The sequence below is a fragment of the Halosimplex pelagicum genome (assembly GCF_013415905.1).
GTDB lineage: Archaea > Halobacteriota > Halobacteria > Halobacteriales > Haloarculaceae > Halosimplex > Halosimplex pelagicum.
This window is the reverse complement of record NZ_CP058909.1, coordinates 1,457,295-1,483,233: the sequence shown is the minus strand read 5'-3', so window position 1 is coordinate 1,483,233 and position 25,939 is coordinate 1,457,295. Positions and strand designations below refer to the sequence as shown.

Below are 25,939 nucleotides of genomic sequence, written 5' to 3'. Positions count from 1 at the left end.
TTGCCGGCCGCGGCCAAAAACCTTCCGCGCTGTTGGGAGGTCCGAACCGCGAACCCGGAGGCGGCGCGGGACTAACACGAGAGTTAGTTATTTAAGCGGGCAGTCGTTATGCGGTGCTATGTCATGGGGTTTCTCCGGCGGGAACGACGACGCCGACGCCTTCGAGGATCTCCGGGATTCCGCCGAGCGGCCGATGTGGCAGATATTCACGGAGTACGGGCGCGGGTACAAGGGCGAGTTCGCGCTCGGTGCGGTCGCGAGCGTCATCGCTCGCTTCCTGGAGCTGATCCCGGCGCTCGTCCTCGGGGTCGCCATCGACTCGCTGTTCGCGGGCGACCAGGCGTTTCGGCTCCCGCTCGTTCCGGCGTCGGTGATCCCCGCCACCACGGAGGGGCAGTTCTGGTTCGCCGTCGGGCTCGTGGCGGGCATCTACGTCCTGACGGCGACGCTGAACTGGGTGAACTCCTGGGCGTGGAACCGCTTCGCCCAGCACCTCCAGCACGAGGTGCGCGTCGACACCTACGACACCGTCCAGCGCCTGGACATGAGCTTCTTCGACTCGAAACAGACCGGGGAGATCATGTCCATCCTCAACAACGACGTGAACCAGCTCGAAAGTTTCCTCACCAACGACCTCAACGCCGGCATCCGCATCGGCGTCCTCGTCGTCGGCACGGGCGCGCTGATGATCTGGCTCAACGCCCAGTTGGCGCTCGTCGCGCTGCTGTCGATCCCCGTTCTGGCCGTCGCGAGTTACGTGTTCGTCCAGCAGATCGGGCCGAAGTACGGCCGCGTCCGGGGGTCGGTGGGCGCGCTGAACTCCCGGCTGGAGAACAACATCGGCGGCATCGAGGTCGTCAAGTCCTACGGCCGCGAGGGCTTCGAGCGCGACCGCGTCGAGGCCGCCTCCGAGGACTACCTCGACGCCAACTGGGACGCCATCTCGACGCGGATCAAGTTCTTCCCCTCGCTGCGGATCATCACCGGCTTCGGCTACGTGATCACCTTCCTCGTCGGCGGCTACTGGCTGCTGTTCGGCGCGCCCGGCCCGTTCTCGGGCGAACTGCAGCTCGGGACGCTCACGACGATGCTTTTGTGGTCGCGGCGGTTCCTCTGGCCGATGCGCCAGTTCGGCAACGTCGTCAACAACTACCGCTACGCCTTCGCCGCCGCCGAGCGCGTCGTCGGCCTGATGAACGACCCGGCGACGATCCACGAGGACGACGACGCCGTCGACCTGGACGGCGTGGAGGGCCTCGTTGAGTACGAGGACGTGCGCTTTCGCTACCCCGAGGCCGACGAGAACTCCGTCGAGGACGTGAGCTTCACCGCCGAGCCCGGCGACTTCGTCGGCCTCGTCGGCCCCACGGGGGCGGGCAAGACCACGCTGCTCAAACTGGTGATGCGGCTGTACGACCCCCACGAGGGGACTATCAGCATCGACGGCCACGACATCCGGGACCTGTCGCTGTCGAGCTTGCGGAGCCACATCGGCTACGTCAGCCAGGAGCCCTATCTCTTCCACGGCACCATCGAGGAGAACGTCGCCTACGGGCTGGACGCGACCGACGACGAGATCGTCGAGGCGCTGGGGATGGCCGGCGCGATGGAGTTCGTCGGGGACCTGCCCGACGGCATCGAGACGACCGTCGGCGAGCGCGGCGTCAAGCTCTCGGGCGGCCAGCGCCAGCGCATCGCCATCGCGCGAGCCATCCTCGAAGACCCGGAGATCCTCGTCTTGGACGAGGCGACCAGCCACGTCGACAACGAGACGGAGGTCCTGATCCAGCAGTCCCTGGAGAATCTGACGGCCGAGCGGACGACCTTCGCCATCGCCCACCGGCTCTCGACGATCCGTGACGCCGACACGATCCTCGTCATGGACGACGGGGAGGTCGTCGAACAGGGGTCCCACGAGGATCTGCTGGAGGCGGACGGGCTGTACGCCAACCTCTGGAGCGTCCAGGTCGGCGAGGTCGACGCGCTCCCCGAGGAGTTCGTCGAGCGCACCGCCGAGCGCGAGCGCGCCAGCCTCGACGACGACTGAGCGGCCCCGCCGGCGCCCGTCTCGTCGACGCTCCGGCCCCCGTTCAGTCGTCGGTGGGGCCGACCGCGATCTCCCGTCCGCCGTCGCCGACGATGGGCGTATCGACCGTCTCGACGCCGGAGAAGACGACTTTCGCGCCGCCGCCCTCGCTCTCGGCCATCTCGACCGACCAGCCGTGGGCGCGGGCGATGGCCTCGACGATGGCGAGCCCGAGTCCGGTCCCGTCGTCGTCGGTGGAGTAGGCGTACTCGAACACCTGCTCGCGCTCGTCGGGCGGGACGCCGGGGCCGTCGTCGGCGACGGCGAACCCGTCGTCGCGGCGCTCGACGGTGACCGTCACGGACGCGCCGCCGTGTTCGACGCAGTTGCGGTAGCAGTTCTCGAAGACCGACTGCAGCCGCGTCGCGTCGGCGTAGATCCGGACGCCGGCGTCCGGCTCCACGACCAGCTCGGCCTCGCCGGTGTCGACGGTCCCCCAGGCGTCGCGGGCGACGGTCGCCAGGTCGACCCGCTCTAACTCGTCGATGGTCTGGCCCTCGCGGGCGAGCGTGAGGGTATCGTCGACGATCCCCTCGATCCGTTTGAGGGCGTCGCTCGCCGTGGCGAGGTGCTCGTCGTCGCGCCGTTCGCGCGCGAGTTCGACCCGTCCGTAGGCGACGTTCAGCGGGTTCCGCAGGTCGTGACTGAGCGTGCTCGCGAACTGTTCGAGCTGGGTGGTCTGCTGTTCGAGGTCGCGGACGTGCTGGCGGCGCTCGGTCACGTCCCGCAACACCAGCGTGTACCCCGCGACCGACCCCCGCACCTCCAGCGGCGAGACGGTCACGTCGTACTCCCGGACCTCGCCGTCCTCGAACCGCGTGAACGTCGAGACGAACGGCGAGTCGTCGGTCCCGTTCGACGGGGCCACCTCGGTCGGCTCGCCGCGCGGGTCGGGCTCGCCCACGGCGGCCGCGGTCTCGTCCCCGCGGTCGACGACCGGGGAGTCACCGGTCACCGCGTCCCCGCCGTCGCGGTCGCCGTCGGGCTCGTCGACCGGGCGGAGTTCGGGGACGGCCCGCTCGACGGGCTCGCCCTCGTGGTCGCGGAGGGCGGCGAACGTCTCGACGGCCGCGGCGTTGTAGTCGAGCAGGCGGCGGTCGCGGTCGACGACCACGACGGCGTCGTCGAGGACTTCGAGGACCGATTCCCGCGCCAGCGGCGCCAGGTCGAACAGCTGGTGGCGGAAGACGGCCCAGGCGACGACGCCGAGGATCAGCGGCGACCCGATCACGAGCGCACCGGTCAGCGGCCCCGGGATGGCGCCGCCGAACCACAGCGTGAAGACGGCGAACGTCGGGAGGTAGCCGACCAGCAGCGCGGCCGTCTGTTTGCGAGCGACGCTCGGCCCGACCAGGAGGTGCGCGCCCAGCAGCGCGACCGCCCCGTAGTACAGTATCGATCCCGGGAGCAGTACCAGAGACGCCAGCACCGTCCCTTCGGCCTGGACGTACGGGAACGGCGACGCGGCGACCGAGTATCCGCTCCATATCAGGTCGTGGGTCGGGTTGGTTATCTCCAGTACCCCGACCACGACGTTCCACCCGACCAGCGCGTAGACGGCCGGTCGAGGGATCCGGCGGAGGTAGCCGGTGTACTCCAGGATGAGCAGAAACCACAGCAACGGGAGAAAGCCCGTGACTGCGGCCTCGAAGTTGTACGCCGCTATCATCCACGTCCGCGACGGCGCCAGCAGTTCGGCGATCACCAACAGTCCCGACACGGCGTAGACGGCGACGATCCCGACGAACAGCCGCCCCTGCAGGTTCATCTCCTCGTCCCACAGCCAGACCGCGACAGCCACGGCGAGCGCCGTCGAGACCGCGACCAGCGCGACGTAGACAGTCTCCGAAACCACGATACCCTACCTGATACACGACCCGACTAAAGGATACGCTCCCCGTATTCAAAAGTGAGACTCGAATAGAGAGATCGTAAACCGACTATTTAAAGCGATTTATGGCACAGGAGAGGGCTTTTCGATCGGACTGCCCTCCCCAAGTATCAATTCTAGTTTCTAGAGGGGCGCCGGGGGGAGTCGCGGCGAACCGACGAACCCAAGCGGTCGGGGGCGGTAGCGACGGCCGATGAACGTCCGGTTCCTGGGCGGTGCCCGCGAGGTCGGTCGCAGCGCGCTCCTCGTCGACGACCGGCTCCTGCTGGACTACGGGCTGTTGACCGGCAACCCGCCCCGGTTCCCGGTCGACTCGGTCGACCCCGAGGCGGTCGTCGTCTCCCACGGTCACCTCGACCACGTCGGCGCGGTCCCGTCGCTGTGCTCGGGGGACCGTCGGCCGCCGATCCACTGGACGCCGCCGACGCGGGAACTCGCGCTGACGCTCGCCCGCGACACCCTGAAACTCCACGGCGGCACGTACGACTGCCCGTTCACCGAGACCGAGGTCCGCAGGGTCACCCAGGTCTCCGAGACCCACGGCTACCGGGAGTCGTTCGAGGCCGCCGGCTACGAGGTCACCTTCTACGAGGCCGGGCACATCCCCGGCAGCGCCCACGTCCTCGTCGACGACGGTGAGACGCGACTGCTGTACACCTCCGACTTCCACACGGGCGACCAGCGGCTGGTCGCTGGCACCACCGCACGCCCGGACGCCGACGCCGTGATCTGCGAGTCGACGTACTCCGACGTGACCCACGAGGACCGGGGAGCCATCGAGGACCGCTTCGCCGAGAGTCTCCGCACCACGATATGGCAGGGCGGCACGGTCGTCGTCCCCGCCTTCGCCATCGGTCGCACCCAGGAGGTGCTCCTGATCTGCGAGGCCCACGACATCGACTGCTACGTCGACGGGATGGGCAAGCGGGTGACGGAGATGCTCCGGCGCCACCCCGAGTTCGTCCGCGACGCCGACGCGCTCGGGCGGGCCAAGTCCAACGCCAGATTCGTCGACGGCCGCGACGGCCAGCGCCGGCGGATCGCCGAGGACAACACCGTCATCGTCACCACGAGCGGGATGCTCTCGGGCGGGCCGGCGATGACCTACATCCCCGCGATCCGCGGGTTGCCGACGAACAAGGTCGCGATGACGGGCTACCAGGTCGAGGGGACGCCCGGTCGGGACCTGCTCGACACCGGCAGCGCCGAGATCGACGGCCGGCGGATGCCCGTCGCCGCGCAGGTCGAGTCCTACGACTTCTCCGCTCACGCCGACCGCGACGGCCTACTCGATTTCCTCGACGACTACCGCGACGCCGCAGTCCTCGTCAACCACGGCGACCGCTGCGAGGCCTTCGCCGCGGAACTCCGCGAGGACGGCTTCGACGCGACGGCGCCAGCGGTCGGCGACGCCGTCGACGTGTAGCCGGTCGGCGGCGTCGAGCGCTTCCCCTCGCCGCTCAACCAAGCACACCCAGCTCCGCAAGCAGCACCAGCCCGGTGACCACCGGGAGACTCCCGAGTATCGTGAGGAAGACGACGGTCCCGACGTAGTCGGCGGTCGACACGCTGTCACTTTCGCTGGCCGGTCCGGCCTCGTCGTCCCCGAACTCGATGGAGAGGACGAGCGGGATGACCGCCGAGGGGCCGGCCGCGAGGACGACGAACGCGGCGGTCACGGTCGGGTCGCCGATGTCGACGAGCGCCGCGACCGCGACGGCGACGACCGGCGCGACGAGCAGTTTCAGCCCGACGGTCGGCAGCGTCTCGCGGACGGTCACACCGAGGTCCATCGACTCGACCTGCAGGCCGAGCACGACGAGGAAGACGGGGATCGAGGCGTCGCCGACCAGTCGGAGGGTGTCCATCGCCGTGCCGTCCTCGGGCGGGACGACGCCGAGCGCGACCGCCGCGCCCGCCGCGAGGAGCGCCCAGACGACCGGTTGGCGGGCGACGCGGCCGAGCGCGGCCCGGTCGGTCCCCGACCCGCCGCGGCTGAGGAGGTAGACGCCGACGGTGTACAACAGCAGGTTCTGGACGAGGACGAACAGGACCGCGGTCGACCGGCCGGCGGCGCCGAACGCGAACGTGGCGACCGGGATGCCGAAGTTCCCGGTGTTGGGGAAGGCGGCGGCCATCGCGGCGCCGGTGACGACCGTGCCCTCCTGGCCGCGCGCTCGGCTCACCGCCCACGAGAGCGCGCCGACGACGGTGGTGAACCCGACCATCGCGGCGACGGCCGCGGCGGCGGTCCCGAGCCCGGTCTCGAGCGTGACGAGCGTCTCGAACACCAGCGCCGGCAGGAGGACGTAGACGGTGACCGTGCTCAGCGGCTCGGTGTCGACCTCGCGGACGCGACCGAGCAGGTAGCCGGCCAGGGCGATCGACAGCGGCGGCGCCACCGACGAGAGGAACACCGAGGGGATCGACCCGAGGGCGTCGAGTATCTGCACGGCGGTATCGGTCCGGGGATCGATATCGCCGCCGATAACGCTGTCGACTCGTCGCCCGAGGGCGTCGGTCTCGGCGGGTCGCTCCCGTTTCTTAACCGTTTTCACGGTAGAGCGCAGACGGGTCCCCGTGTCCTGGTCCCGGTACAACCCCGTCCGCGCGCTCCTCCTGTGGGTCGGGTCGATCGTCGCTCGCGCCGGCGTCATCGACCGCGAGCGGGTCGAACGGGCGACCGACCTGGCGTGGCCGCGCATCGTGACCGGCCTCGCGCGGATGTCCCGCTCGACGGCCGACGTGGCGATGGTCGGCATCGCGCTGGGCCCGACCGCCATCGCCGGCGTCGGCTACGCCAGCCCCTTCTGGGGACTGGCCTTCGCCCTCGGTGGCGGGGTCGCCGGCGGGACCATCGGCCTCGTGTCCCAGCGCTTCGGCGCCGACGCCCACGAGGAACTCGCGCTGTCGGTGAAGGCCAGCGCGCTGCTGACCGTCGCGATCACCGTCCCGCTGATCGCCGTCTACTGGTTCCTCGCCGAGCCGCTGATCGCCCTGATCGGCTCGGGCGACGCCGCGGTCGCCTTCGGCGCCGACTACCTCGCGGTCGTCGCCTTCGGCGTCCCGTTCGCGGCGCTGAACCTCATCGGGAGCCGCACACTCGTCGGCGCCGACGACGCCTGGACCCCGATGATCCTCCGCGGCGGCGGCGCCGCCTTGAACATCCTCGTCAACGCCGTGCTCATCTTCGGCCTCGGCTGGGGCGTCGTCGGCGCCGCCGTCGGCACCGCCCTCTCGAACGCCGTCGTCACCGTCGCCTTCGCGGTCGGCCTCGCCCGCGGCGGCCTCCCCGGGGTCGGCGAGTTCCCCGTCCAGATACCGCTCTCGGGCCCGCACCTCGACCGCTCGTTGCTGGGCGACCTCGTGGAGATGGCGACACCGCTGATCGGGACCAACCTCGCCCGCAGCGGCGGCCAGTTCCCCAAACTGTACATCGTCGGGCTGTTCGGGCCGAACGTCGTCGCCGCCTACGTCGTCGCGATGCGGGTCCGCGCGCTGATGGACACCCCCAACTGGGGGTTCAGCATGGCGTCGTCCTCCCTCGTCGGCCAGTCGCTCGGCCAGGACGACGAGGACGACGCCGGCGCGTGGGCCCACGACATCATCCGCTTCTCGCTGGCCTGCTACGCCGTCATCGCCGTCGGCGTGTTCGTCCTCGCCCGCCCCATCGGCCGCGTGTTCGTCGACGACCCCTCGATCCTCCCGACCGTCGTCACCTTCATCCGCGTCGCCTGCTTCGGCGTCCTCTTTAGCGGCGTCTACGGCGGCTCGACCGGCCCCCTCAGGGCGAGCGGCGACACGCGCTGGCCGTTCTACGCCCAGCTCACCGGGCTCTACCTGTTCGCGCTCCCGATCGCCTACCTCGGCGTCGCCGTCCCGGAGATCGGTCAGACCGCGCTGTACGCCGCCATCTTCGCCGAGATGGCGGTCCCCGCGGTCATCACCTACTACCGCTACCGCTCGGGCACGTGGAAGGTGGTCAGTCGCGACTACCGCCCCGACGCCGCGGCGGGCGACTGAGCGGCGCCCTCGCCGCCGGCGACTGAGCCGCTCCTCGCCGGGGCTTGCGGCGTCGAAGTTCCGGAACGCCGGGCCGCGAGGGCCAGGCTTTTGCGTAGTTACTCCCGAGGGCCACCCATGGAGTACACCACACTCGGCTCGACCGGGATGGAGGTCTCGCAGGTCTGTCTCGGCTGCATGAGCTTCGGCAGCGAGGAGCCGTGGATGTTAGACGAGGACGACGGCCGGGAGGTCATCGAGCGCGCTATCGACCTGGGCGTCAACTTCTTCGACACCGCCAACGCCTACTCCGACGGCGAGAGCGAGGAGATCCTCGGCGACGCCCTCTCGGGCTACGACCGCGACGACCACGTCGTCGCCACCAAGGTCCGGTTCCCCGTCGGCGAGGACACGCCCAACGCTTCGGGCCTGTCCCGCAAGACCATCGAGCAGGAACTCGACGCCTCGCTCGACCGCCTCGGCCTCGACACGATCGACCTGTACCAGACCCACCGCGTCGACCCCGAGACCCCGCCCGAGACCACGCTCGAAGCGCTCGACGACGCCCGCCGCCGCGGGAAGATCCGCCACGCCGGCACCTCCTCGATGTGGACCCACGACCTCGTCGAGCAACTGCAGACGAGCGAGCGCGAGGACCTGATCGGCTACGAGACGATGCAGAACCACTACCACGTCGCCTATCGGGAGGAGGAGCGGGACATGCTGCCGCTCTGCGACAAGGAGGACATCGGCGTCGTCCCGTGGGGCCCGCTCGGCCAGGGCTTCCTCGCCCGCCCGTTCGACGAACTGGAGCGGACGAACCGCGGCGACCCCGAGAACTTCCACAACCCCACGCCGGAGTACGAGCGCGGGGGCGGGAAGGAGATCAACGAGCGGGTCCAGGAACTCGCCGCCGACCACGGCGTGACGATGGCCCAGATCGCCCTGGCCTGGCAGTTCCAGAACGACTACGTCGACGCGCCTATCGTCGGCACCACGAGCGTCGAACACCTCGAACAGGCCGTCGAGGCGCTGGACATCTCGCTGTCCGCGTCGGACGTGGCCTACCTCGAAGAACCGTACGAACCGCAGCCGATCATCGGCCACGAGTAACCGCCACCCGCGGCCGCGACGGACGCTTCCCACTGGGAGGGTCGGCGTATCACGCGCCACACAACGGTTATGTGTTTAGTCACCATACATGTTCGAATGGGAACTACTTCGACCTCTCGCTCGGACCGGACGTTCGGCTACACCGCAGTCGCGGCCGTCCTCGTGGGACTGCTCGTGGCCGGCTTCGGCCTGTTGTTGGTGCCCCAGTCGGTGCTGGGTGGACTCTGGATCGCCGCCATCGGTCTCTCCGTCCTGCTCGCGGGCGTCTTCAGTACGACGTGGGCCGGCCAGCAGTTGGGCGTCTCCGACGGCAACCGGCGGACGCTCACGATATCGTTCGTCGCCGTCGCCGTGCTACTGGCCGTCGCGTTCGCCGTCATCAACGGGTTGGGCAGCATCGAGAGCGCGGAACTGACGGCGTCGGTTCCGGCGCTGTGACGGCGCCGGCACTGGACAGTGGAACCGTCCGACAGAAAGCCCGGTCCGCAACCGCTCAGAGTGCCGACCGGTAGTCCGCGACGGCCGGACCGACCTTCTTCGCGACGCGCTTGCTCGTCGGCCCCGAGACGACCGAGCAAGCGATGTACCAGACCGTCTCGGCCCGGATCGGACCTATTTGCCGAATTATCCCGCGCTACCGCTTCTACCTGATGAATCAGCCGGACGTTGGTGTCGACGGCGTTCGAACCAGCCGTCGAGGACCCGGAGTGGTGTGGTCAGCCGGCGGTGCGGGCCGTCAGTCGTCGTCGGCGGTGTACGCGCCGTCGCGACGTTTGATCCGGGCGACGACCAGACGCTGCTCGTCACGTCGAAAGGTCACCGAGAGGCGGAATCCGCCGACGCGGATCTTCTTGTACGGGCTGTTCTGCAGCGGTTCACCGTACTCGGGCGGGTCGCGCCACGGGGACTCGACGACCTCGTCGAGTTTGTCGAGGATACGGTCCTGTTCGTCGGGAGAAAACCCATCGAGGTCCTCCTGCGCCGTCGCGGAGAGTTCCCACGCCCACCCGTCACTCATCGTCCGTGCCGAACCGCTCACGCGCCTCGTCGGCGTTCATCGTCCGTCCCTCCTGGACGTCTTCCTCCGCTCGGAGGAGCGCGACGAGTTCGTCCCGCTCGAACGTCGGGTTCTCGACCGCGTCCCGTAGCGTGTAGCGGATGAACTCGCTCCGGCTGTTGAACCCGCGGCCCTGCCACGTGCCGTCGATCTCGTCGAGGAACGACTCGGTGATCTTGAAGTTCACCGTGACGATCTCGTCCTCCCCGTCGTTTCCCGTGGTCGCTTCGGACATATGCGCGTGATACGTCTGTCTTACCGTTAGTCGTTTCGCCGACGCGGCCGCTACCGAAAATTCTCGACAGGGATCGGTGAGAGCCGAACGAAATGCGAGAGAGGAAGCGTTCGAGGCCGTAATTTCCCGCCTTGGTACCGCGATACCGCGCTCGCCGCTCAGAGCGCCGACCGGTAGTCCGCGACCGCCGGGCCGACCTTCTTCGCGACGCGCTTGCTCGCGATCCCCGAGACGATCGAGCAGGCGATGTACCACACCGTCCAGACCTGCAGCGGACCGACCAGTTTGGCCGTCCAGACGACGCGACCGGCGATCGGCAACACCTGCGCGGCCGGGGTGATCGCCGCGGCGGGGTTGACGGTCAGCCACGTGATCCACAGGAAGACGGGAATCGTGACCAGCATCGCGTAGACCATCGGCCGGACCATCCGCTTCATCGCTCCCAGTTGTTCCATCATCAGTTCCTGCTGGCGCGACTGCAGTCGTTCGACAGCCTCGTCGTCGCCCCGCTCGCGCGCCGCGTCCAGTCGCTCCTTGACGGTCTGCAGGCGCTCCTGTGCGGCTTTTTGGGGATTGCCGTCCATCAGCCGGCGGCGCAGCGTCGTCGAGACGAGCGTCGTCGCGACCGCCAGCAGCGCGATCGTCGCGCCGAAGGGGAGGGCGGCCTCGACCGGGCCGAGGAAGATGTCGGCAGTGCTCCCGATCGTGTCGCGGGCCACCGGCACCTGGTAGCTGGCCATCAGTCCGAGCGCGGCGACGCCGGCGAGTTTGTCGGCCGTCGACCAGCCGCCGGAGTCGGCGTCGTCCGCGTCGGTGGGGCTGTCCCCGGAGTCACCGGCGTCGTCGCGCTCGCCCACGGCCGCGCGGACGGCGTCGGGGTCGTCGACGACGAACCCGGCGTCCGTGGCGACGAGCAGTTCGGATTCGAGCAGTCGACCCCACTGTTCGGCGGGGACGGCGTCGCTCACGTCGGCCCAGGCGACGGTACCGTCGCCCGATTCGGCGCGGTCGAGGACGACGGCGGCGGCGTCGGCGAGCGCGTCGTCGCCGCCGAGTCGCTCGCGGAGGGTCTCGTCCATACGGAGACCTGTCAGCGCGTCATTGTCAATCTTGCTCTCGCGGTGTCACGAGGCGTCGGGAACCGACCGCTCGCGCTCGTCCGAGACGGAGAGAGCCCGCACGGCGACGGCGTGGGCGGCGACGAGCACGCAGACGGCGACGGCGATCAGCAGGCCCTCCCGGAGCGTCGGCAACAGGCCGAGCGAGACGATGAGCGTCGTCGCGCAGGCCGGCGGGTGGATGGCGCCCGTGGCGACCATTCCGGCGCTGGTCAGCGCGAGCGCGAGCACGCCGCTGGCGACGACGGCCGCGAGCGCCGGCGACCGGGGCGCGAGGTCGGCGGTGACGACGACGCCGTCGGCCAGCAGCCGGTAGGAGAACAGGCCGGCGGCGACGCCGACGACGTGAGCCGCGACGACGCGCGCGAGTTCCGAGCGGTCCGCGGTCCGCCGGGTCGCCAGCACGTACGCGGTGGGGCCGAGACTCGGGAAGACGAACGGCGTCCCCGTGAGCCAGGCGACCGCGCCCGTCACCGCGAGCAGCGCGCCGGCGTGGACCGCCGTCCGGACGGCGAAACGGGACACGTCCGCCCGTCCTCGTCGGCGTAAAAGAGGGTGACGTTTCGTGGACGTTCGATCAGTTCTCGGAGGCGACTCGGCAACCGAACGCGGACGGCGGCGACCGTCGCTCGCGGCGCCTCACTCCTCGCCGTCGCCGCGCAGTTCCCGTATCGCGACGAGCGCGAGCGCGCCGACGACGAACGCGAGCGTCCCCATCGCCAGCGTGGAGACGGCCGTCAGGAGGAGCGACGACCCCTCGGCGAGCGTGATGGCGCCGGGGCCGAGCAGCACGGCGACGACGACCGCGGCCGCGAGCAGTCCGGCGGTCTCCTCGCGCGACAGCGGCTCGCGGAAGGCGGACAGTTCCATACGCGAGCGTTGACCGGGCGGGCTGAAAACCGTTGGGACCGGGACGACCCGCGGCGCGCGGACCCGTGGCTGTCGAGGGTGGCGTCGAAAAAATCGGGTTTCGGTGAGCGACTTACTCGCCCTTCTCGATGGGGGCGCCGACGAGGTTGCCCCACTCCGTCCAGGAGCCGTCGTAGTTGATGGCGTCGTCGTAGCCGGCCAGTTCGTGCAGGGCGAACCAGGCGACCGACGAGCGCTCGCCGATGCGGCAGTAGGCGACGACCGTGCCGTCGCCCTCGATGCCTTCCTCGGCGTAGAGCTCCTCGATCTCCTCGGCGGTCTTGAAGGTGCCGTCGTCGTTGGTGACGGCCGCCCAGGAGACGTTGCTGGCGCCGGGGATGTGGCCGCCGCGCTGGGCGGTCTCCTGGAGTCCGGGGGGCGCGAGGACCTCGCCGGAGAACTCCTCGGGCGAGCGAACGTCGACGAGCGGCAGGCCCTTCTCGACGGCGTTCTCGACGTCGTCGCGGTAGGCGCGGATGGACTCGCGCGGGCCGGAGGCCTCGTAGTCGACCGCGGAGAAGTCCGGTTCCTCGTCCGTGAGGGGGTAGTCGTTCTCGACCCAGTAGTCGCGGCCGCCGTCGAGGAGTTTCACGTCGTCGTGGCCGTAGTACTTGAACTGCCAGTAGGTGTAGGCCGCGAACCAGTTGGCGTTGTCACCGTACAGCACCACTGTGGTGTCCTCGCTGATGCCCGCCGAACCCAGCAGCGCCTCGAAGTCCTCCTTGTCGAGGATGTCGCGCTCGACCTGGTCCTGGAGGTCCGTCTCCCAGTTCCAGCCGACCGCGCCCGGCGCGTGGCTCTCGTCGTACAGCTCCGTGTCGACGTCGACCTCGACCAGTCGATAGTCGTCGTCGTCGCTCTCGAAGTCGTCGAGGTGCTCGTCGACCCAGTCGGCCGAAACGAGCACGTCTTTAGCGTAATCGCTCATGGTTCATCGAACCATTGGTCCACCGACTATATAATCCTCGGACTTTCGGCATGTACCGCCCCTTGACAACTCTATCGGAAAGCGTTGCCCCATCTGGTCGTGACTATTGTTCTCACGGCCTCTCTATCCGGTGCTCGTCGCCGCGGTCCGACCGGGGGACGGGTAGAGCCAGGTACTCCGGTCGACGATCGCCCCCGCGTTTATATCCCGTCGACCCGGCCACCGACCCGGAGATACTTGCCACTACCTCCGACCGGCCGGGAAGGACATCTTCAAGCGTGCGCTCGCCCGAACCCGGGACATGAGCGAGATCGTCGTCCCGGCCGACTGGGTGGCCGACCGCCGCGACGAGGTCAGGATCGTCGACACCCGCGACGCCTGGGAGTTCGACGGCATCGGCCACGTCCCCGGCGCGGTCAACGTCCCGTTCGACTCGTTTCGCGCCGACGAACACGCCGCCGAGGACGACTCCCCTGGAGACGGCTCGGGCGGCGACGCCGAGGAGTCGGGCGACGGCCAGGGGATGCTCCCCGGCGCCGACGCCTTCGCCGAGATCATGTCCGAAGCGGGGATCACCGCCGACGACCGGATCGTCGCCTACGACGACACCCACGGCGTCTTCGCCGCGCGCTTCCTCGTGACCGCCGAGCTGTACGGCCACGACCCCGACCGGCTGCACCTGCTCGACGGCGACTTCTCCGCGTGGCGACTGGACCGCGAGACGACGAGCGAGGTCGCCGAGTTCGAGCGCTCGGAGTACGTCGTCGACCCGCCCGCGGAGACGCCGCTGGTCGGTATCGACGCGGTCGCGGCGGCCACCGACGACCCCGACACCGTCGTCGTCGACACCCGCGAGGCCTGGGAGTTCGAGGAGGGCCACATCCCCGGCGCGGTCCGCCTGGACTGGCGCGAACTCGTCGACGACGAGACCCGCGGGCTGAAACCGCGCGCCGAGATCGAGTCGCTCCTCGACGAACGGGGGATCGACCCCGACAAGCGAATCCTGCTGTACTGCAACACCGCCCGCCGGATCAGCCACACCTACACCGTTCTCCGCCACCTGGGCTACCCCGATCTCGCCTTCTACGAGGGGAGCCTCACCGAGTGGAAAGCGGCCGGGCGCGACCTGGAGACCGGGGCGTAGGCTCGCGCTTCGGCCGCCGGCCGCCGGACTCAGTCGTCGTCGGCCGGGTCGCCCGTCGAGTCGCCGGTCGGATCGTCGGCGGGGTCCGGACCGCCGTCGACGGCGTTCGGGCTGCCGTCGGCCCCGCCGACGGTGGTGTCGTCAACGGCGTCGGTCGTCGGGCTCCCGTCGAACACCGTCGAGGGCCCGTCGACCTGCTCCCCGGGCGGGTCGTCGGGGTCGAGGGCGGTCCCGTCGAAGGTCTGCTGGACGGTCGTGCGCTCGTCCGTGATGAGTTCGACCACCTCGACGAGCAGCGCGACGACCAGCGGGCCGGCGATGACGCCGACGACGCCGAGACTGAGGGTGCCGCCGGTGAACCCGACGAAGTAGAGGCTCGCGGACATCCCGGTCGTCAGCGAGGCCAGCCGCGGGCGGATGAGCGCGTCCGGCAGGAAGCCGATCAGGACCAGCCCCGTGCTCGCGACGAGCAGGGCGGCCGTGACCTCGCCGGCCAGCGCCTGCCCGACCGCCACGGCGGCGATGAGCAGGCTCGGCCCGAGGACGGGGATGAACTGTAGCAGGCCGGAGAAGACCGACAGCGTGAACGCGCTGTCGTAGCCCAGCACCGAGAAGACGACGAAGGCGACCGCGAAGGTCCCCAGCGCCGTCGCGGCCTGCAGGACGTACAGCGCGTACAGCGTGTCGCGCACGCAGCGGTGCAGCGCGAGCACCACGTCGTGATACTCCCCGGGGACCAGCCGCAGCGTCGCCCGGCGGACGTTCCCCGGTCGGAGCAGGAGCCCGTAGACGAGGAAGACGAACAGGAACGCCTTCAGCGCGAGGACGGGTGCCGCCCCCGCGATGTCGAACCCGATGTCGACGACCGCAGCCCGCGCCCGCACGATCAGCGCGCTCACGTCGATCACGAACGACATCCCGAAGACCGTGATCGGTTGCTCCGCCGGGATCGACCGCAGGAACTCCAGCAGGAGCGCCTGGCGGCCGTACAGCGCGTAGACGATCGGCCCGACGATGAGCGCGACGAACAGGAACCCGACCGCCGTGGCCGTCGCCGCGGCGACCCGCCGGTGGACGCCTCGGCCGACGAACCACCGACGGACGGGATAGAGCACGTACGCCACTGTGATGGCGAAAAACACCGTGCTGACGACCCGCGAGAGGATCACCAGCGTCAGGGCCGCCATGCCGACGAACAGGCCGCCGAGGACCTGCTGTCGCCGCGTCAGCGCCATACTCCCCTCTGAACGCGAGGCCTACAAAACGTTTGGCACGAGCGACGGCGACGGCCGCGGTCGGCACCGACCTCGCCGAGCGGTGCTCGCGGACGGCGCCGCTCGCTCACGGGACGACGCCGACGGTCAGCAGCGTCCCGTGCTCGCGGTAGCGCTCGACCATCGCCTCGCGCGTCTCGAAGTCCTCGGTCGGGAACTCCCCCGCCGGCGGGATCGTCGTCTCCGTGTTCGGGATCCGGTCCTGCCCGGCGACGTGCAGGCCCGCCGCCCGGAACCGTTCGCGGTACTCGGCCTCCGTCCAGCGGATCATCGGCACCTCCACCAGCTCGTCCCACTTGTGCGTATGCACGCTTTCCTCCCAGTAGTTCACCGCGCAGTAGAACGTGCCGCCCGGCCGGAGGACCCGGCGCAGTTCGTCCAGCACGGCGTCGGGGTCCCGTGCGTAGAAGAACGCCTCCATCGACCAGCAGTGGTCGACGCTGTCCTCGGCGAACGGCAGGTGTTCGAAGTCCCCGTTCAGAAAGCCCGAGCGCGGGTCGTCGGTGTACTCGCGGGCGTTGCGGGCCATCCGCGGCGCGGCGTCGACGCCGTAGGTGCGCGCGGCGTCTTTGGTCTCCCGGAGCGCGCGGCCGGCGTAGCCGCTGCCCGACCCCAGGTCGAGGACGGTGTCGCCTTCCTCGACGGGCATCCGCGCCAGCGCGTGTTTGGCGGTGTGCCAGTGGCGCTCCTCCATACCCTCGTCGCGGCCGTCGCGGGCCCACTCGTCGAACTCCTCGCTGACGCTCATGGGCGAGGGGTGGGCCGCGGCGATGAAAACCGTTCTGTGTCCGGTGCGGAGACCCGGTTATCGAGTCGCCGGCCGCCACGGACAAAGCCTATGGCCGCCGCGGCGGAAGGGCCCGGCCGTGCAGTTTCCGCCCTTTCTGACCGATCGGCCGCTGGTCGCGGTCGCCGTCGGTGCGGCCGCGCTCGTCGTCCTCGCCCAGCCGTTCGTGCTCGCCTACTGGGCGCGCAGCGAGGCGCGAGCGAAGGGGTCGTCGACGTTCGACGTGTTTCTCTACATGTCGGTGGTCGTCGGAATCGTCCACTACTGGTACGTGCGCTTCCTCCGCGGTGATTCGGGGCCGCGCGACGCCCCGCCGACCCGGCGCGAGCGACTGGCCGGCACGTACGCGATGGCAGTTGTCACCGCCTTCGTAGTCGGTGCGAGCGTCTCGCCGCCGGACCCGCTCACGCAGGTGTTGTACTTCCTCCCGCTGTTCGTCGGGTCGTTCGCGGTCGCGTGGCTGGTGAGTTCGATCGGCGGCGACTCGCACCCGGCGGTGACGTAGTGACCGTCGGACGGGGTCGGCCGCCGCGTCCGCCAGCGTTTTCCCGGTCCCCGGGGTACCGGAGGGCATGGCTCGGGCTCCCAAGTACAGGCTCGCCGACACCGCACAGCAGGTGGTCGGCGGGTTCCTGCTCGCGGGCCCGTTCGTCGTCACCGAAGAGGTGTGGACGCTCGCGGAGCGGATGACCTGGTTCCACGCCGCCGTTACGGTCGCCATCGTCTTCGCCATCGGCTACGGCGCCCTCTACGAGGCCGACGACGACCGCGACCCCGACCGGGAGGCCGAGGTCGCCGGCGTCCCACTCCGATTCGTCTCCCTGATGGCCGTCTCCTTCGGCTCCGTCGCCGTCCTCGCGCTCACGCTGACCGCGCCGAGCACCTTCGTCGACGGGTCGACCGCCGAGCGGGCCGCGGTCACCGCCCGCGCCGTCAGCGTCGGCGCCATCTTCAGCGTCGTCGGGGCCGCGACGGCGGACTCCGTCTTCTGAGCCGGGACCGCCTCAGTCGCTCGCTTCGGCGGCGACGCCGAGTTCGTCCAGCAGCGCCTGCGCGGCGGCCGCCGACGACTCGGGGCCGCGGGCGGTCACGAGGTCGCCGTCGACGGTGACGCTCGTCTCGGCGTCGAGTTCGGCGTCCCAGTTCCCGCCGGCGGCTCGCACCTCGTCCTCGACCCAGTAGGGGAGCTTCCGGCCGTCGGGCATCCGGTCGGCGTCATCGACGATGCCTTCCTCCCAGTCGTTCGGGAAGCCGGTCACGTCGCGGCCGTCGACGAGGAACGCGCCGTCCGCCGTCCGGGTGAACGCCAGGATGCCGACGGCGTGGCAGACCACGAGCGCCGTCCCCTCCTCGCCCGCGACGGCCTCCCGGAGCAGCGCGCGGGCGTGACGGTCCTGATTCACGTCCCACTCGGTGCCGTGACCGCCCGGGAAGACGACGGCGTCGTAGCCGTCGGCCGAGACGCGGGCGACCGGCTCGGGGTCGGTGAGTTCGGCGTGGTTCTCGTGGACCTCGCGCACGCGCTCGGCGGTCTCCTCGCCGACCTCCTCGGGGTCGACCGAGCGCTCGTCGACCACGGGCGGGTCGCCCGACGGCGTGGCGACCGTCACGTCGACGCCCGCCGATTCCAGCGTCGTGAGCGGTTCGATACACTCCTCTCCCCAGTAGCCCTCCTCGCTGACGACGAACAGTGCCGATGTCATAGCACGCGCGCTACGGTCGCGAGACTGGTAACCGATCCGGCGGCCGAACGCCTTGCCGGCTCCGCGGCGCGGCCGTCCCCCTCCGTCGGTTCCGCCGGCGCTCACTCCCGGAGGACCGCGACGTACGTCACGACCGCGAGAAAGAGCGTCGCCAGCGCGACGTTCCGCCAGGTGTACTCGCCGATCCCGGCCAGGTCCAGGGCGTAGACGGCGCCGACGCTGAACACCAGCGAGAGGACCAGGTCGAGGACGAGCAACACGCGGATGTCGCCCGAGGGCGCCTCGTCGTCGGTCGCCATGTCCGCGAGCGCGGCCGCCGAGGCCTTAGCTGTGAGGGTGGGGCCGGGCGGCGAGCGAGTGGGCGAGTGAAACGGGTGGAGCGGGCGGGGCAGTCGCCGACTCGTCGGTACCCCGTAACAGTGAAACGACCCGGCGACGACTACCGGCTACATGTACGAGCGGCACTCACGACGGGCGTTCCTCGGCGCGGTCGGCGCCGCCGCCGGAGGCGTCGCGACCGGCCTCGCGGGCTGCGTGGCGGCGCCCGGCGGCTCGGAAGTGGTTCGCAGGATCGAGACGGACGGCGAACCGCTCAGCGAGGCCGCGAGGGCGCAGTTCCGCGGCGGTCTCCAGCGACGCGGCGTCTCCCCCGACGCGACGGTCCCCACGGATCCCGAGGTCGACTGGACGATCCGGGAGGTCAACACCGGCGACCACTCGGCGGCGAAGGCCAGTCCCGTCGAAGCTCCGGGCGGCGATATCGTCGTCCCCGGCGACAACGGCGAGATCCGGCGGGTGACGCCCGCGGGCGAGGAGGTCTGGCGGTCGTCGGTCGAGCCGACCGGGCGGGGGATCCACGGGACGCCGGCGGTGGCCAACGGCGCCGTCTACATCGGCGCCTACGACGGCGCGCTGTACGCCTTCGACCTCGAATCGGGCGAGCGCTACTGGCGGGCGAAGCTCGGCGACGCCATCGGGTCGAGCCCGGGGTACCACGACGGCACTGTCTACATCGCCGTCGAGTACCACGACCCCAGCGGCGCGATGTTCGCCGTCGACGCCGTCACCGGCGACGTGGTCTGGGAAGACCAGCGGGTCACCGACCATCCCCACTCGACGGCCGCGATCGACCGCCGGGCCGGCCGCCTCGTCGTCGGCTCGAACGACGGCTACCTCTACGCCTGGAGCTATCCCGACCTGGAGTACCTGTGGAAGTTCCCGACCGGCGAACCGATCAAGGGGCCGATCGCCACCGCGGGCGGGAGCGCCGTCTTCGGGTCGTGGGACGGCTCCGTCTACCGGGTTGCGCTGGACGAGGGCACCGAGGAGTGGTCGTTCCGGACGGGCGGGCTGGTGATGTCCGGCCCCTCGATCGAGGCCGAGACGGGGACGGTGTACGTCGGCAGCCACGACTCGAACCTCTACGCGCTGGCGTTCGAGGACGGGGGCAAGCGGTGGTCGTTCGACACCGGCGGTCGGATCGTCGGCTGTCCGACCGTCACGAGCGAACACGTCCTCGTCGGCGCCTACGACGACTACTGCTACGCCGTCGAGAAGGACACCGGCGACGAGGTCTGGGGCGTCGAGGGCGTCGGCAACGTCACGTGCGCGCCGCTGGTGACCGACGACGCCGTCTACTTCACCGAGCGCGCCGCCGATCCGTACATCGACGCGAAGAAGGCCGACGACGGGGATCCCGACCCCGAGTCGTCGGGCGGGCTCTATCGGGTCGTCGACGCCGGCGAGTGAAACCCCGGGCCGACCGGCGCGAGCGGTCGTGGCCGGCGGTCAGGGGCGCGGGCGGAACAGCGCGAGGTGGCGGAGTATCGTCCGGTCTTCGAGCCCGCCGGCGAGCGCCCCCGTGAGGACGCCGATGGTGGCGATGAACCCGGCGATGCGGACGATGTCGACGGTCGTCACCACCGGGTCCTCCAGGCTCGGCCAGTTGGTCATCAGGTTCGGCGGGAAGACGAAGAACTCGACGACGAGCATGATCCCCCCGACGAGCGCGAACAGCCCGGCCATGCCGGCCAGGAGGATGCCCAGGATGGCGACGTTCAGGAGCGCGACGTGCTCGGTGACGACCGCCCGCCGCTCGCGCGGGACGTTGAGGTTCAGCGAGAAGACCAGGTAGACCGCCGCCGCGAGGACGCTCGCGACCGCGAACAGCCCCGCCGTCGCGTTGTCGAGGTTCAGGCCCACGTCCCAGGTCTCGGCGCTGAACACGAGGATGAGCGTCGGCGCCACCGCCGCCGTCGACAGCTTCGGCAGGAACAGCGGCAACAGCGGCGCCCGACTCGTCGCCAGCGCGCCAAGCAGTTGCCGCGGGTTCCGCGCCGCGCTCGTCAGGTGAAAGCCGACGAGTTCGGCGACGCTCCGGGACTCGACCGACTCCTCGGGGACCCGGCTCGCGGTCCGCTCCAGGTGGCGGCGCACGTCCGCGTCGAACGACGGGACCGAGCGCCGCTCGGGGTCGAACTCCCAGGGCGCCATCACGCCGCCGTCCGCGTCGTGGCCGGCCCCTAGAAGGTGGCCGACCTGGTGGAGCAGGACCGCCGCGCCGTTGTACCGGACGGCGGGCGCGTCGAGCGACCGCCGCGCCCGCCCGCGCGCCGACACGCGCAGGCGGTGGGTCGAGACGACGGCGATGCGCCCGAGCGGCGAGGCCAGGCCGGCGACCCGACGCCTGTTCCGCGCCAGCAGCGGCGCGTCCGTGACGACCACGACCAGGTCGTAGGGGCCCTCGACCATCCGCAGCGCCGCCTCGTCGAGGAACTCGGAGGGGCGGCGCGGGTCGCCGTCCGAGAGCGGTTCGGGCTCCTCGCCGAAGAAGCGCCAGGTCGCGTCGGTCGCCGCCGCGAGTTCGTCGGCCGCGTCGGCGGCCAACCGCTCGGCGAACGTGACCAGTCGGTCGGGCTCGGTCCGCCCGGCCGTCGCGGGGAGCACCCCCACGTCGACGGCCACGTCGGTTCCCCCGGCGCCCTCCGCGACCGCCATCCGCTGTTCCGCCTCGGGCGCGGTCGTCCGCCCCGTCTGCGGCGAGCGTTCCCCCATACTCGCCGTTGGGCCGCCGCCCGGAAAAACTCGGGCTCGGCGACTGCGGCCGTCCGTCCGCGGCCGCGGGAGCGCCCCGGTCAGCCGTCTCCCTCCCGCAGCCCCATGTCGACCAGGTACTCCCGGACGTACTCGTGGAGCCCCTCCTCCTCGCCGGCCACGAACCGGTAGTCGTCGTGTTGCTCGTCGAGTTCGATCGCGGCGTCGGGGTCGACCCGCGAGACGCGGAAGACGACGTTGACGGTGTGCCGGGAGTCGACGCCGTCGATCCGGGAGGTATCCCAGAAGTGGCCGTAGACGCCCACTCGCCCCTCGACCGTCACCTCGACGCCCAGCTCCTCGCGGGCGACGCGGCGGGCGGCGTCGTCGAGCTCCTCACCCTTGTAGAGGCGACCGCCCGGCCAGAACCACTCGCCGCTCGCGGGTTCGTTCGTCCGGTGGGCGAGCAGGACGCGGTCCGCGTCCTCCCCTTCGCCCGCCAGCACGACCTCGACGCAGACCTGCGGCACGCGGTTCAACACGGTGGCGAACTCCTCGGCGGGGATGAACTCGTCGCGAACGTCCATGGGCGTCACTCGACCGGCCGGCCCTTCGGCGTTTCGAGGCGCCGGCCGTGGACCGGTCCGTCGCCCGCCGCCCGTCGCGGAGCCTGCCCGAACCCCGCCGTCGACCGACACCGCTAATTCGCTCGCGCCGCCCCTGCCACCATGACCGACGAGCTGACCTGGGAGACGCTGGACAGCCGCACGTCCTACACCTGCGAGGGGTTCGACATCGTCACCGACACCGTCCGCTTCCCGTCGGGCGAGGAGGCCGAGTTCGACTACCTCTCGGAGGGCGAGAGCGTCGTCGTCCTCCCGTTTACCTCCGCTGGCGACGTGGTCGCCATCGAGCAGTGGCGCCAGCCGGTCGGCCGCGTGAACCGCGCGCTCCCCGCCGGGAGCATGGAGGACGAGGACGCCGACCCCGAGGCCTGCGTCGCCCGGGAACTCGAAGAGGAGACGGGCTATCTGCCGGGGAGCGTCGAACACCTGACGACCGTCGAGCCGACCAACGGCTTCGCCGACGCCGTCTTCCACTACTTCGTCGCCCGCGACTGCGAGCCCACCGGCGAGCGGGACCTCGATTACAACGAGGATATCCGCGTCGAGACGACGACCTTCGACGCGCTCGTCGACGCCGCCCGCGAGGACGACCTGCGCGACGGGCGGTCGATGCTGGGTGTGCTGTACTTCGCGCTGTTCGGGGAGGAGCAGTAGCTAGGAAATATTGACAGTTCTACGGCGACTACTGGGACGTACGATGCCAACGCTGGAGATCAACGACGTGCTCGCCTCGCGGCTGGCGGACCTCCGGGACGCGGCCGAAGAGGAGATGGGTATATCCGTCACAGAAGAAGCCATCCTGTACGAACTCGTCGCGTCGGCACAGGAGTCGCCGGACGAACTCATCGAATCGCTCGAAGAGGGGACGGTCCCGCTTTCCGAAGAAGAGCGCGAGCGGATGAACGAAGGGACGTTCTCCTCGGGAGTCGAGACCGACGAAGAAGACATCGACGAGATCCTCTACGGCGAGGAACACAACCCTTAGGCCCGCCCGCCCGATATCGCGGGCAATGACCGACGTCTTCGAGGTCGACCGCTACGACGCCGCCGGGCGGCTGGGCGAACTGGAGGTCCCGCGCGCCGGCGTCACGGTCGAGACGCCCGCGCTCCTCCCCGTGATCAACCCCCACCTCCAGACGGTCACGCCCGCCCAGCTCGAATCGGAGTTCGGCGCGGAGATCCTCATCACCAACTCCTACGTCCTCTACGGCAGCGAGGACCTGCGCGACCCCGTCGAGGAGCAGGGCCTCCACGACCTGCTCGACTTCTCGGGCGCCGTCGTCACCGACTCGGGCTCGTTCCAGCTGGCCGAGTACGGCGAGATCGACGTGACCACCGAGGAGATCCTCGACTTCCAGCGCCGGATCGGCTCCGATATCGGGACGCCCGTCGACATCCCCACGCCGCCGGACGTGAGCCGCGAGCAGGCCGAAGAGGAACTCGCGACCACGCAGGACCGTCTGGCCACCGCCGCCGACGTGGAGACGGGCGACATGCTCGTCAACGCGCCGGTCCAGGGGTCGACCTACCCTGACCTGCGGGAGGAGGCCGGCGCCCACGCCGCCGAGTCGGGCCTGGACGTGTTCCCGATCGGCGCGGTCGTGCCCATGATGAACGAGTACCGCTACGCCGACCTCGCGGACGTGGTCGCCGCCGCCAAGCGCGGTCTCCCCGAGAGCGCGCCCGTCCACCTGTTCGGCGCCGGCCACCCCATGATGTTCGCGCTCGCCGTCGCGCTGGGCTGCGATCTCTTCGACTCGGCCGCCTACGCCATCTACGCCCGCGACGACCGCTACATGACCGTCCGCACCACCGAACACCTCGAAGACCTGGACTACTTCCCCTGTTCCTGCCCGGTCTGTACGAGCCACACGCCCGCGGAGGTCAGGAGCATGGACGCCGACGACCGCGAGCGCCTGCTCGCCGAGCACAACCTCCACGTCTCCTACGGCGAGCTCCGGACGATCAAGCAGGCCATCCGCCGGGGCGACCTGCTGGAACTCGTCGAGGCCCGCGCCCGGGGCCACCCGGCGATGCTCGACGGCTACCGCGCGCTGCTCGACCACGCCGCCCAGCTCGAACGCACCGACCCCGTCTCCAAGGACACCTTCTTCCACCTCTCCGGCGAGAGCGCCCGCAGGCCCGAAGTCCTGCGCCACCGCCAGCGCCTCGACCGACTCGACCCGCGCGGCGACTCGGTCCTGTTGACCGAGGGCAACGGCCACGACGACTTCGACGAGTGCTGGAACGTCCGCCCGCCCTTCGGCCCGTTCCCGCGCGAACTCGCCGACGGCTATCCCCTGACCGCCGAGGTGCCCGAGCGCCTCGACGCACCCGCCTACGAGGCCGCCGCCGCCGGCGTCGCCCGCCTCGTCGGTTCCAACCCCGACACCGCGTTCACCCTCGCTCACGACGACTGGCCCGCGAGCGCGCTCGCGGACGTTCCCGAGCGCGTCGAGCTGTGGAATCTCGACGGCGACGAGTAGCTACTCGACCCCCGTTCCGGCCCGCGCCGTCGGCTCCGGTCGCTGTCGCTCGCCCCCAGTTCGAATCGCGGTGGAGTGCTGCATCGACCGCGGAGCGGATCGTGACCGCGGTGGAGGTCGTGTTCGGGCCTGCGGTCGTAGTCTCGTCGTCTGTCGATTCCGGTCCGGCACTGCTCGCTCTCACCCCTCTTTCTCGACGCGGAACCACTCGCCCCGCCAGGAGATGGGGTACTCGACGACCCCCTTGATGGCGGCGAGGCTGTAGAACGGGAGGACGAACGGGACGAGCAGCCACCCCAGGCCGACAGAATCGACGACGCCGACGCGGCGGTCGAACAGTCGGGCGCCCAGACAGATCCCCCAGAGCGCACCCACGGTGACGCCGAGGACGGCCGCCGCGCCGGTCGCGCCGACAACGATGGCCTGGGGGACCAGCGAGAGGACGACGAAGTTGCCGAGGATGGCGCCGCCGCAGAAGACCAGCGAGGCGACGCTGCGCGGGCGACCCAGCGGGTCGAGCCGGCCGAGCCGGCGGTGGAACACCTGGGCGTAGCCGGTCATCCAGCGCTTGCGCTGGCCCCACCAGTCCCGGAGCGTGTGGGCGCCCTCGATCTCCGAGGGGTAGGCGAACGACGACTGGACGGAGACGCCGTCCTCGTAGCAGCGGAAGGCGAAGTCGAAGTCCTCGGTGAGCATCCGCGGGTCGTAGCCGCCGACGCGCTCGTAGGTCGCCCGGCGCACCAGGAGGGCGTTGCTCGCCACCATGTCGAAGTCGGTCAGCAGAGCGACCAGCCGGTGGCTCAGATAGCCCAGCACGATCGACTCGTAGTAGGTGACCGTCTCCAGGAGGCCGTCGGGGCGGGGGAAGGTCCGACCCTGAACGCCCTCGTGGTCGGCGAGGCCGGCGGCGGCCGCGGGGAGGAACGTCGGGTGGACGCGCTCGTCAGCGTCGAACACGCCGACGTACGGCGCGTCGGTGTGGTCGACGGCGTAGTTGACGGCGGCCGCCTTCGAGCCGGGGTCGCGGTCGTTGACGAGGCAGGTCACCCGTCGGCGCTCGGCCAGCGAGCGGGCGACCGACAGCGTCGACTCGTCGCCCGGCTCGCAGACCACGTAGACGCGCACGTCCCCGTAGTCGGCCGCCAGCAGGCTCTCGACGCTCCGGTGGAGCGCGCCCGAGTCGCCGTAGGAAGGCACGATGGCCGCGATCTCCGTGCCGCTCGCCGGGTAGGGGCCGCGGCGGCGCTCGCGGAGTATCTCGGTGAAGAAGACGGCGCCGGAACTCAGTAGCGTCGCGGCGAAGCTCAGGCAGGCGACGGTCGCGTTCAGGACGGTGACGCCGCCGAGGCCGACGAACAGCAGCGGGAGCGTGACCGTGATCCGGCCCTGGACGAACCCCAGGGTGACGACGGTCAGCGTCGCGAGGGCGAAACAGGTCCTGTCGAGCCACCGGCGGGACGTGTGTGAGACCATCGAGAGGGGGACAGCGTCGGACGAGGACCGGTCGGCGGCGGGCGGATTCCCGGCGACGGGCGACCGGATGCCGT

At 70.4% G+C, this 25,939-nt stretch carries 27 protein-coding genes; 12 read left to right on the top strand and 15 right to left on the bottom strand.

Going from position 1 to position 25,939, the window contains the following annotated elements:
- Positions 1-118: 118 nt before the first annotated feature.
- Positions 119-2,047 (top strand): ABC transporter ATP-binding protein, encoded by a 1,929-nt coding sequence (locus tag HZS54_RS07330; protein ID WP_179921456.1) that lies wholly within the window; start codon positions 119-121, stop codon positions 2,045-2,047.
- Between the two features lie 43 nt (positions 2,048-2,090).
- Here HZS54_RS07330 and HZS54_RS07325 read toward each other — a convergent pair whose 3' ends face one another.
- Entirely contained in the window at positions 2,091-3,941 is a 1,851-nt protein-coding gene (locus HZS54_RS07325) for a sensor histidine kinase (protein WP_179921454.1), read from the bottom strand.
- Positions 3,942-4,170: 229 nt separating this feature from the next.
- Here HZS54_RS07325 and HZS54_RS07320 point away from each other — a divergent pair, with 229 nt between their 5' ends.
- On the top strand, positions 4,171-5,403 hold the full coding sequence (locus HZS54_RS07320) for an MBL fold metallo-hydrolase (RefSeq protein ID WP_179921452.1): 1,233 nt from the start codon (positions 4,171-4,173) through the stop codon (positions 5,401-5,403).
- Positions 5,404-5,437: 34 nt separating this feature from the next.
- Here the strand turns inward: HZS54_RS07320 and HZS54_RS07315 are convergent, their stop codons facing one another.
- Positions 5,438-6,430, bottom strand: a complete 993-nt coding sequence (locus HZS54_RS07315) for an AEC family transporter (RefSeq protein ID WP_179921450.1) — start codon at positions 6,428-6,430, stop codon at positions 5,438-5,440.
- Positions 6,431-6,557: 127 nt separating this feature from the next.
- On the opposite strand from HZS54_RS07315, the gene HZS54_RS07310 reads away from it, so the two are divergent.
- The 3 genes from HZS54_RS07310 (at position 6,558) to HZS54_RS07300 (ending at position 9,530) form a co-directional block, all read left to right on the top strand.
- Positions 6,558-8,000: an MATE family efflux transporter gene (locus HZS54_RS07310; protein WP_179921448.1), complete on the top strand. Its 1,443-nt coding sequence runs from the start codon at positions 6,558-6,560 to the stop codon at positions 7,998-8,000.
- A gap of 117 nt (positions 8,001-8,117) precedes the next feature.
- Complete coding sequence (locus tag HZS54_RS07305) at positions 8,118-9,092, top strand: aldo/keto reductase (RefSeq protein ID WP_179921446.1); 975 nt, start codon at positions 8,118-8,120, stop codon at positions 9,090-9,092.
- A gap of 96 nt (positions 9,093-9,188) precedes the next feature.
- A complete protein-coding gene (locus HZS54_RS07300) occupies positions 9,189-9,530 on the top strand; it encodes a hypothetical protein (RefSeq protein WP_179921444.1) in 342 nt (113 codons plus the stop codon).
- Between the two features lie 298 nt (positions 9,531-9,828).
- On the opposite strand, the gene HZS54_RS07295 is transcribed toward HZS54_RS07300, so the two are convergent.
- From HZS54_RS07295 to HZS54_RS07270, 6 genes are all read right to left on the bottom strand, one after another.
- A complete protein-coding gene (locus HZS54_RS07295) occupies positions 9,829-10,110 on the bottom strand; it encodes a type II toxin-antitoxin system RelE family toxin (protein ID WP_179921442.1) in 282 nt (93 codons plus the stop codon).
- Positions 10,103-10,384: a ribbon-helix-helix domain-containing protein gene (locus tag HZS54_RS07290; RefSeq protein WP_179921440.1), complete on the bottom strand. Its 282-nt coding sequence runs from the start codon at positions 10,382-10,384 to the stop codon at positions 10,103-10,105. The genes HZS54_RS07295 and HZS54_RS07290 overlap by 8 nt, the downstream gene beginning before the upstream one ends.
- A gap of 158 nt (positions 10,385-10,542) precedes the next feature.
- On the bottom strand, positions 10,543-11,463 hold the full coding sequence (locus HZS54_RS07285) for a DUF106 domain-containing protein (protein ID WP_179921438.1): 921 nt from the start codon (positions 11,461-11,463) through the stop codon (positions 10,543-10,545).
- Positions 11,464-11,508: 45 nt separating this feature from the next.
- A complete protein-coding gene (locus HZS54_RS07280; protein WP_179921436.1) occupies positions 11,509-12,027 on the bottom strand; it encodes an HPP family protein in 519 nt (172 codons plus the stop codon).
- A 114-nt stretch (positions 12,028-12,141) separates the two neighbouring features.
- Entirely contained in the window at positions 12,142-12,372 is a 231-nt protein-coding gene (locus HZS54_RS07275) for a hypothetical protein (RefSeq protein WP_179921434.1), read from the bottom strand.
- Positions 12,373-12,484: 112 nt separating this feature from the next.
- Positions 12,485-13,339 (bottom strand): sulfurtransferase, encoded by an 855-nt coding sequence (locus HZS54_RS07270; protein WP_179921432.1) that lies wholly within the window; start codon positions 13,337-13,339, stop codon positions 12,485-12,487.
- A gap of 301 nt (positions 13,340-13,640) precedes the next feature.
- Between HZS54_RS07270 and HZS54_RS07265 the strand changes: the two genes are divergently transcribed.
- A complete protein-coding gene (locus tag HZS54_RS07265; protein WP_179921430.1) occupies positions 13,641-14,483 on the top strand; it encodes a sulfurtransferase in 843 nt (280 codons plus the stop codon).
- Between the two features lie 29 nt (positions 14,484-14,512).
- Here HZS54_RS07265 and HZS54_RS07260 read toward each other — a convergent pair whose 3' ends face one another.
- Positions 14,513-15,718, bottom strand: a complete 1,206-nt coding sequence (locus tag HZS54_RS07260; protein WP_179921428.1) for an AI-2E family transporter — start codon at positions 15,716-15,718, stop codon at positions 14,513-14,515.
- Positions 15,719-15,824: 106 nt separating this feature from the next.
- Positions 15,825-16,505 carry a class I SAM-dependent methyltransferase gene (locus HZS54_RS07255; protein WP_179921426.1) on the bottom strand — a complete coding sequence of 227 codons (681 nt, stop codon included), beginning with the start codon at positions 16,503-16,505 and terminating at the stop codon, positions 15,825-15,827.
- Positions 16,506-16,623: 118 nt separating this feature from the next.
- Between HZS54_RS07255 and HZS54_RS07250 the strand changes: the two genes are divergently transcribed.
- Both HZS54_RS07250 and HZS54_RS07245 read left to right on the top strand, forming a co-directional pair.
- A complete protein-coding gene (locus HZS54_RS07250) occupies positions 16,624-17,049 on the top strand; it encodes a DUF7534 family protein (protein WP_246391830.1) in 426 nt (141 codons plus the stop codon).
- Positions 17,050-17,116: 67 nt separating this feature from the next.
- Positions 17,117-17,536 (top strand): DUF2391 family protein, encoded by a 420-nt coding sequence (locus tag HZS54_RS07245; protein ID WP_179921424.1) that lies wholly within the window; start codon positions 17,117-17,119, stop codon positions 17,534-17,536.
- Between the two features lie 12 nt (positions 17,537-17,548).
- Here HZS54_RS07245 and HZS54_RS07240 read toward each other — a convergent pair whose 3' ends face one another.
- Positions 17,549-18,247, bottom strand: a complete 699-nt coding sequence (locus tag HZS54_RS07240) for a DJ-1/PfpI family protein (protein WP_179921422.1) — start codon at positions 18,245-18,247, stop codon at positions 17,549-17,551.
- A gap of 101 nt (positions 18,248-18,348) precedes the next feature.
- Positions 18,349-18,546: a DUF8107 family protein gene (locus tag HZS54_RS07235; protein ID WP_179921420.1), complete on the bottom strand. Its 198-nt coding sequence runs from the start codon at positions 18,544-18,546 to the stop codon at positions 18,349-18,351.
- 151 nt (positions 18,547-18,697) lie between these two features.
- On the opposite strand from HZS54_RS07235, the gene HZS54_RS07230 reads away from it, so the two are divergent.
- On the top strand, positions 18,698-19,996 hold the full coding sequence (locus tag HZS54_RS07230; RefSeq protein ID WP_179921418.1) for an outer membrane protein assembly factor BamB family protein: 1,299 nt from the start codon (positions 18,698-18,700) through the stop codon (positions 19,994-19,996).
- A 39-nt stretch (positions 19,997-20,035) separates the two neighbouring features.
- Here HZS54_RS07230 and HZS54_RS07225 read toward each other — a convergent pair whose 3' ends face one another.
- Entirely contained in the window at positions 20,036-21,301 is a 1,266-nt protein-coding gene (locus tag HZS54_RS07225; protein WP_179921416.1) for a hypothetical protein, read from the bottom strand.
- 80 nt (positions 21,302-21,381) lie between these two features.
- Entirely contained in the window at positions 21,382-21,867 is a 486-nt protein-coding gene (locus HZS54_RS07220) for an NUDIX domain-containing protein (protein WP_179921414.1), read from the bottom strand.
- Between the two features lie 141 nt (positions 21,868-22,008).
- On the opposite strand from HZS54_RS07220, the gene HZS54_RS07215 reads away from it, so the two are divergent.
- Genes HZS54_RS07215 through tgtA form a run of 3 tightly spaced genes read left to right on the top strand, consistent with a single transcriptional unit; the run spans position 22,009 to position 24,392 of the window.
- A complete protein-coding gene (locus tag HZS54_RS07215) occupies positions 22,009-22,560 on the top strand; it encodes an NUDIX hydrolase (protein WP_179921412.1) in 552 nt (183 codons plus the stop codon).
- A gap of 43 nt (positions 22,561-22,603) precedes the next feature.
- Entirely contained in the window at positions 22,604-22,891 is a 288-nt protein-coding gene (locus tag HZS54_RS07210) for a hypothetical protein (RefSeq protein ID WP_179921410.1), read from the top strand.
- Positions 22,892-22,916: 25 nt separating this feature from the next.
- Complete coding sequence (gene tgtA, locus HZS54_RS07205) at positions 22,917-24,392, top strand: tRNA guanosine(15) transglycosylase TgtA (RefSeq protein ID WP_179921408.1); 1,476 nt, start codon at positions 22,917-22,919, stop codon at positions 24,390-24,392.
- 180 nt (positions 24,393-24,572) lie between these two features.
- Here tgtA and HZS54_RS07200 read toward each other — a convergent pair whose 3' ends face one another.
- Positions 24,573-25,865: a glycosyltransferase family 2 protein gene (locus tag HZS54_RS07200; RefSeq protein ID WP_179921406.1), complete on the bottom strand. Its 1,293-nt coding sequence runs from the start codon at positions 25,863-25,865 to the stop codon at positions 24,573-24,575.
- Positions 25,866-25,939 lie beyond the last annotated feature (74 nt).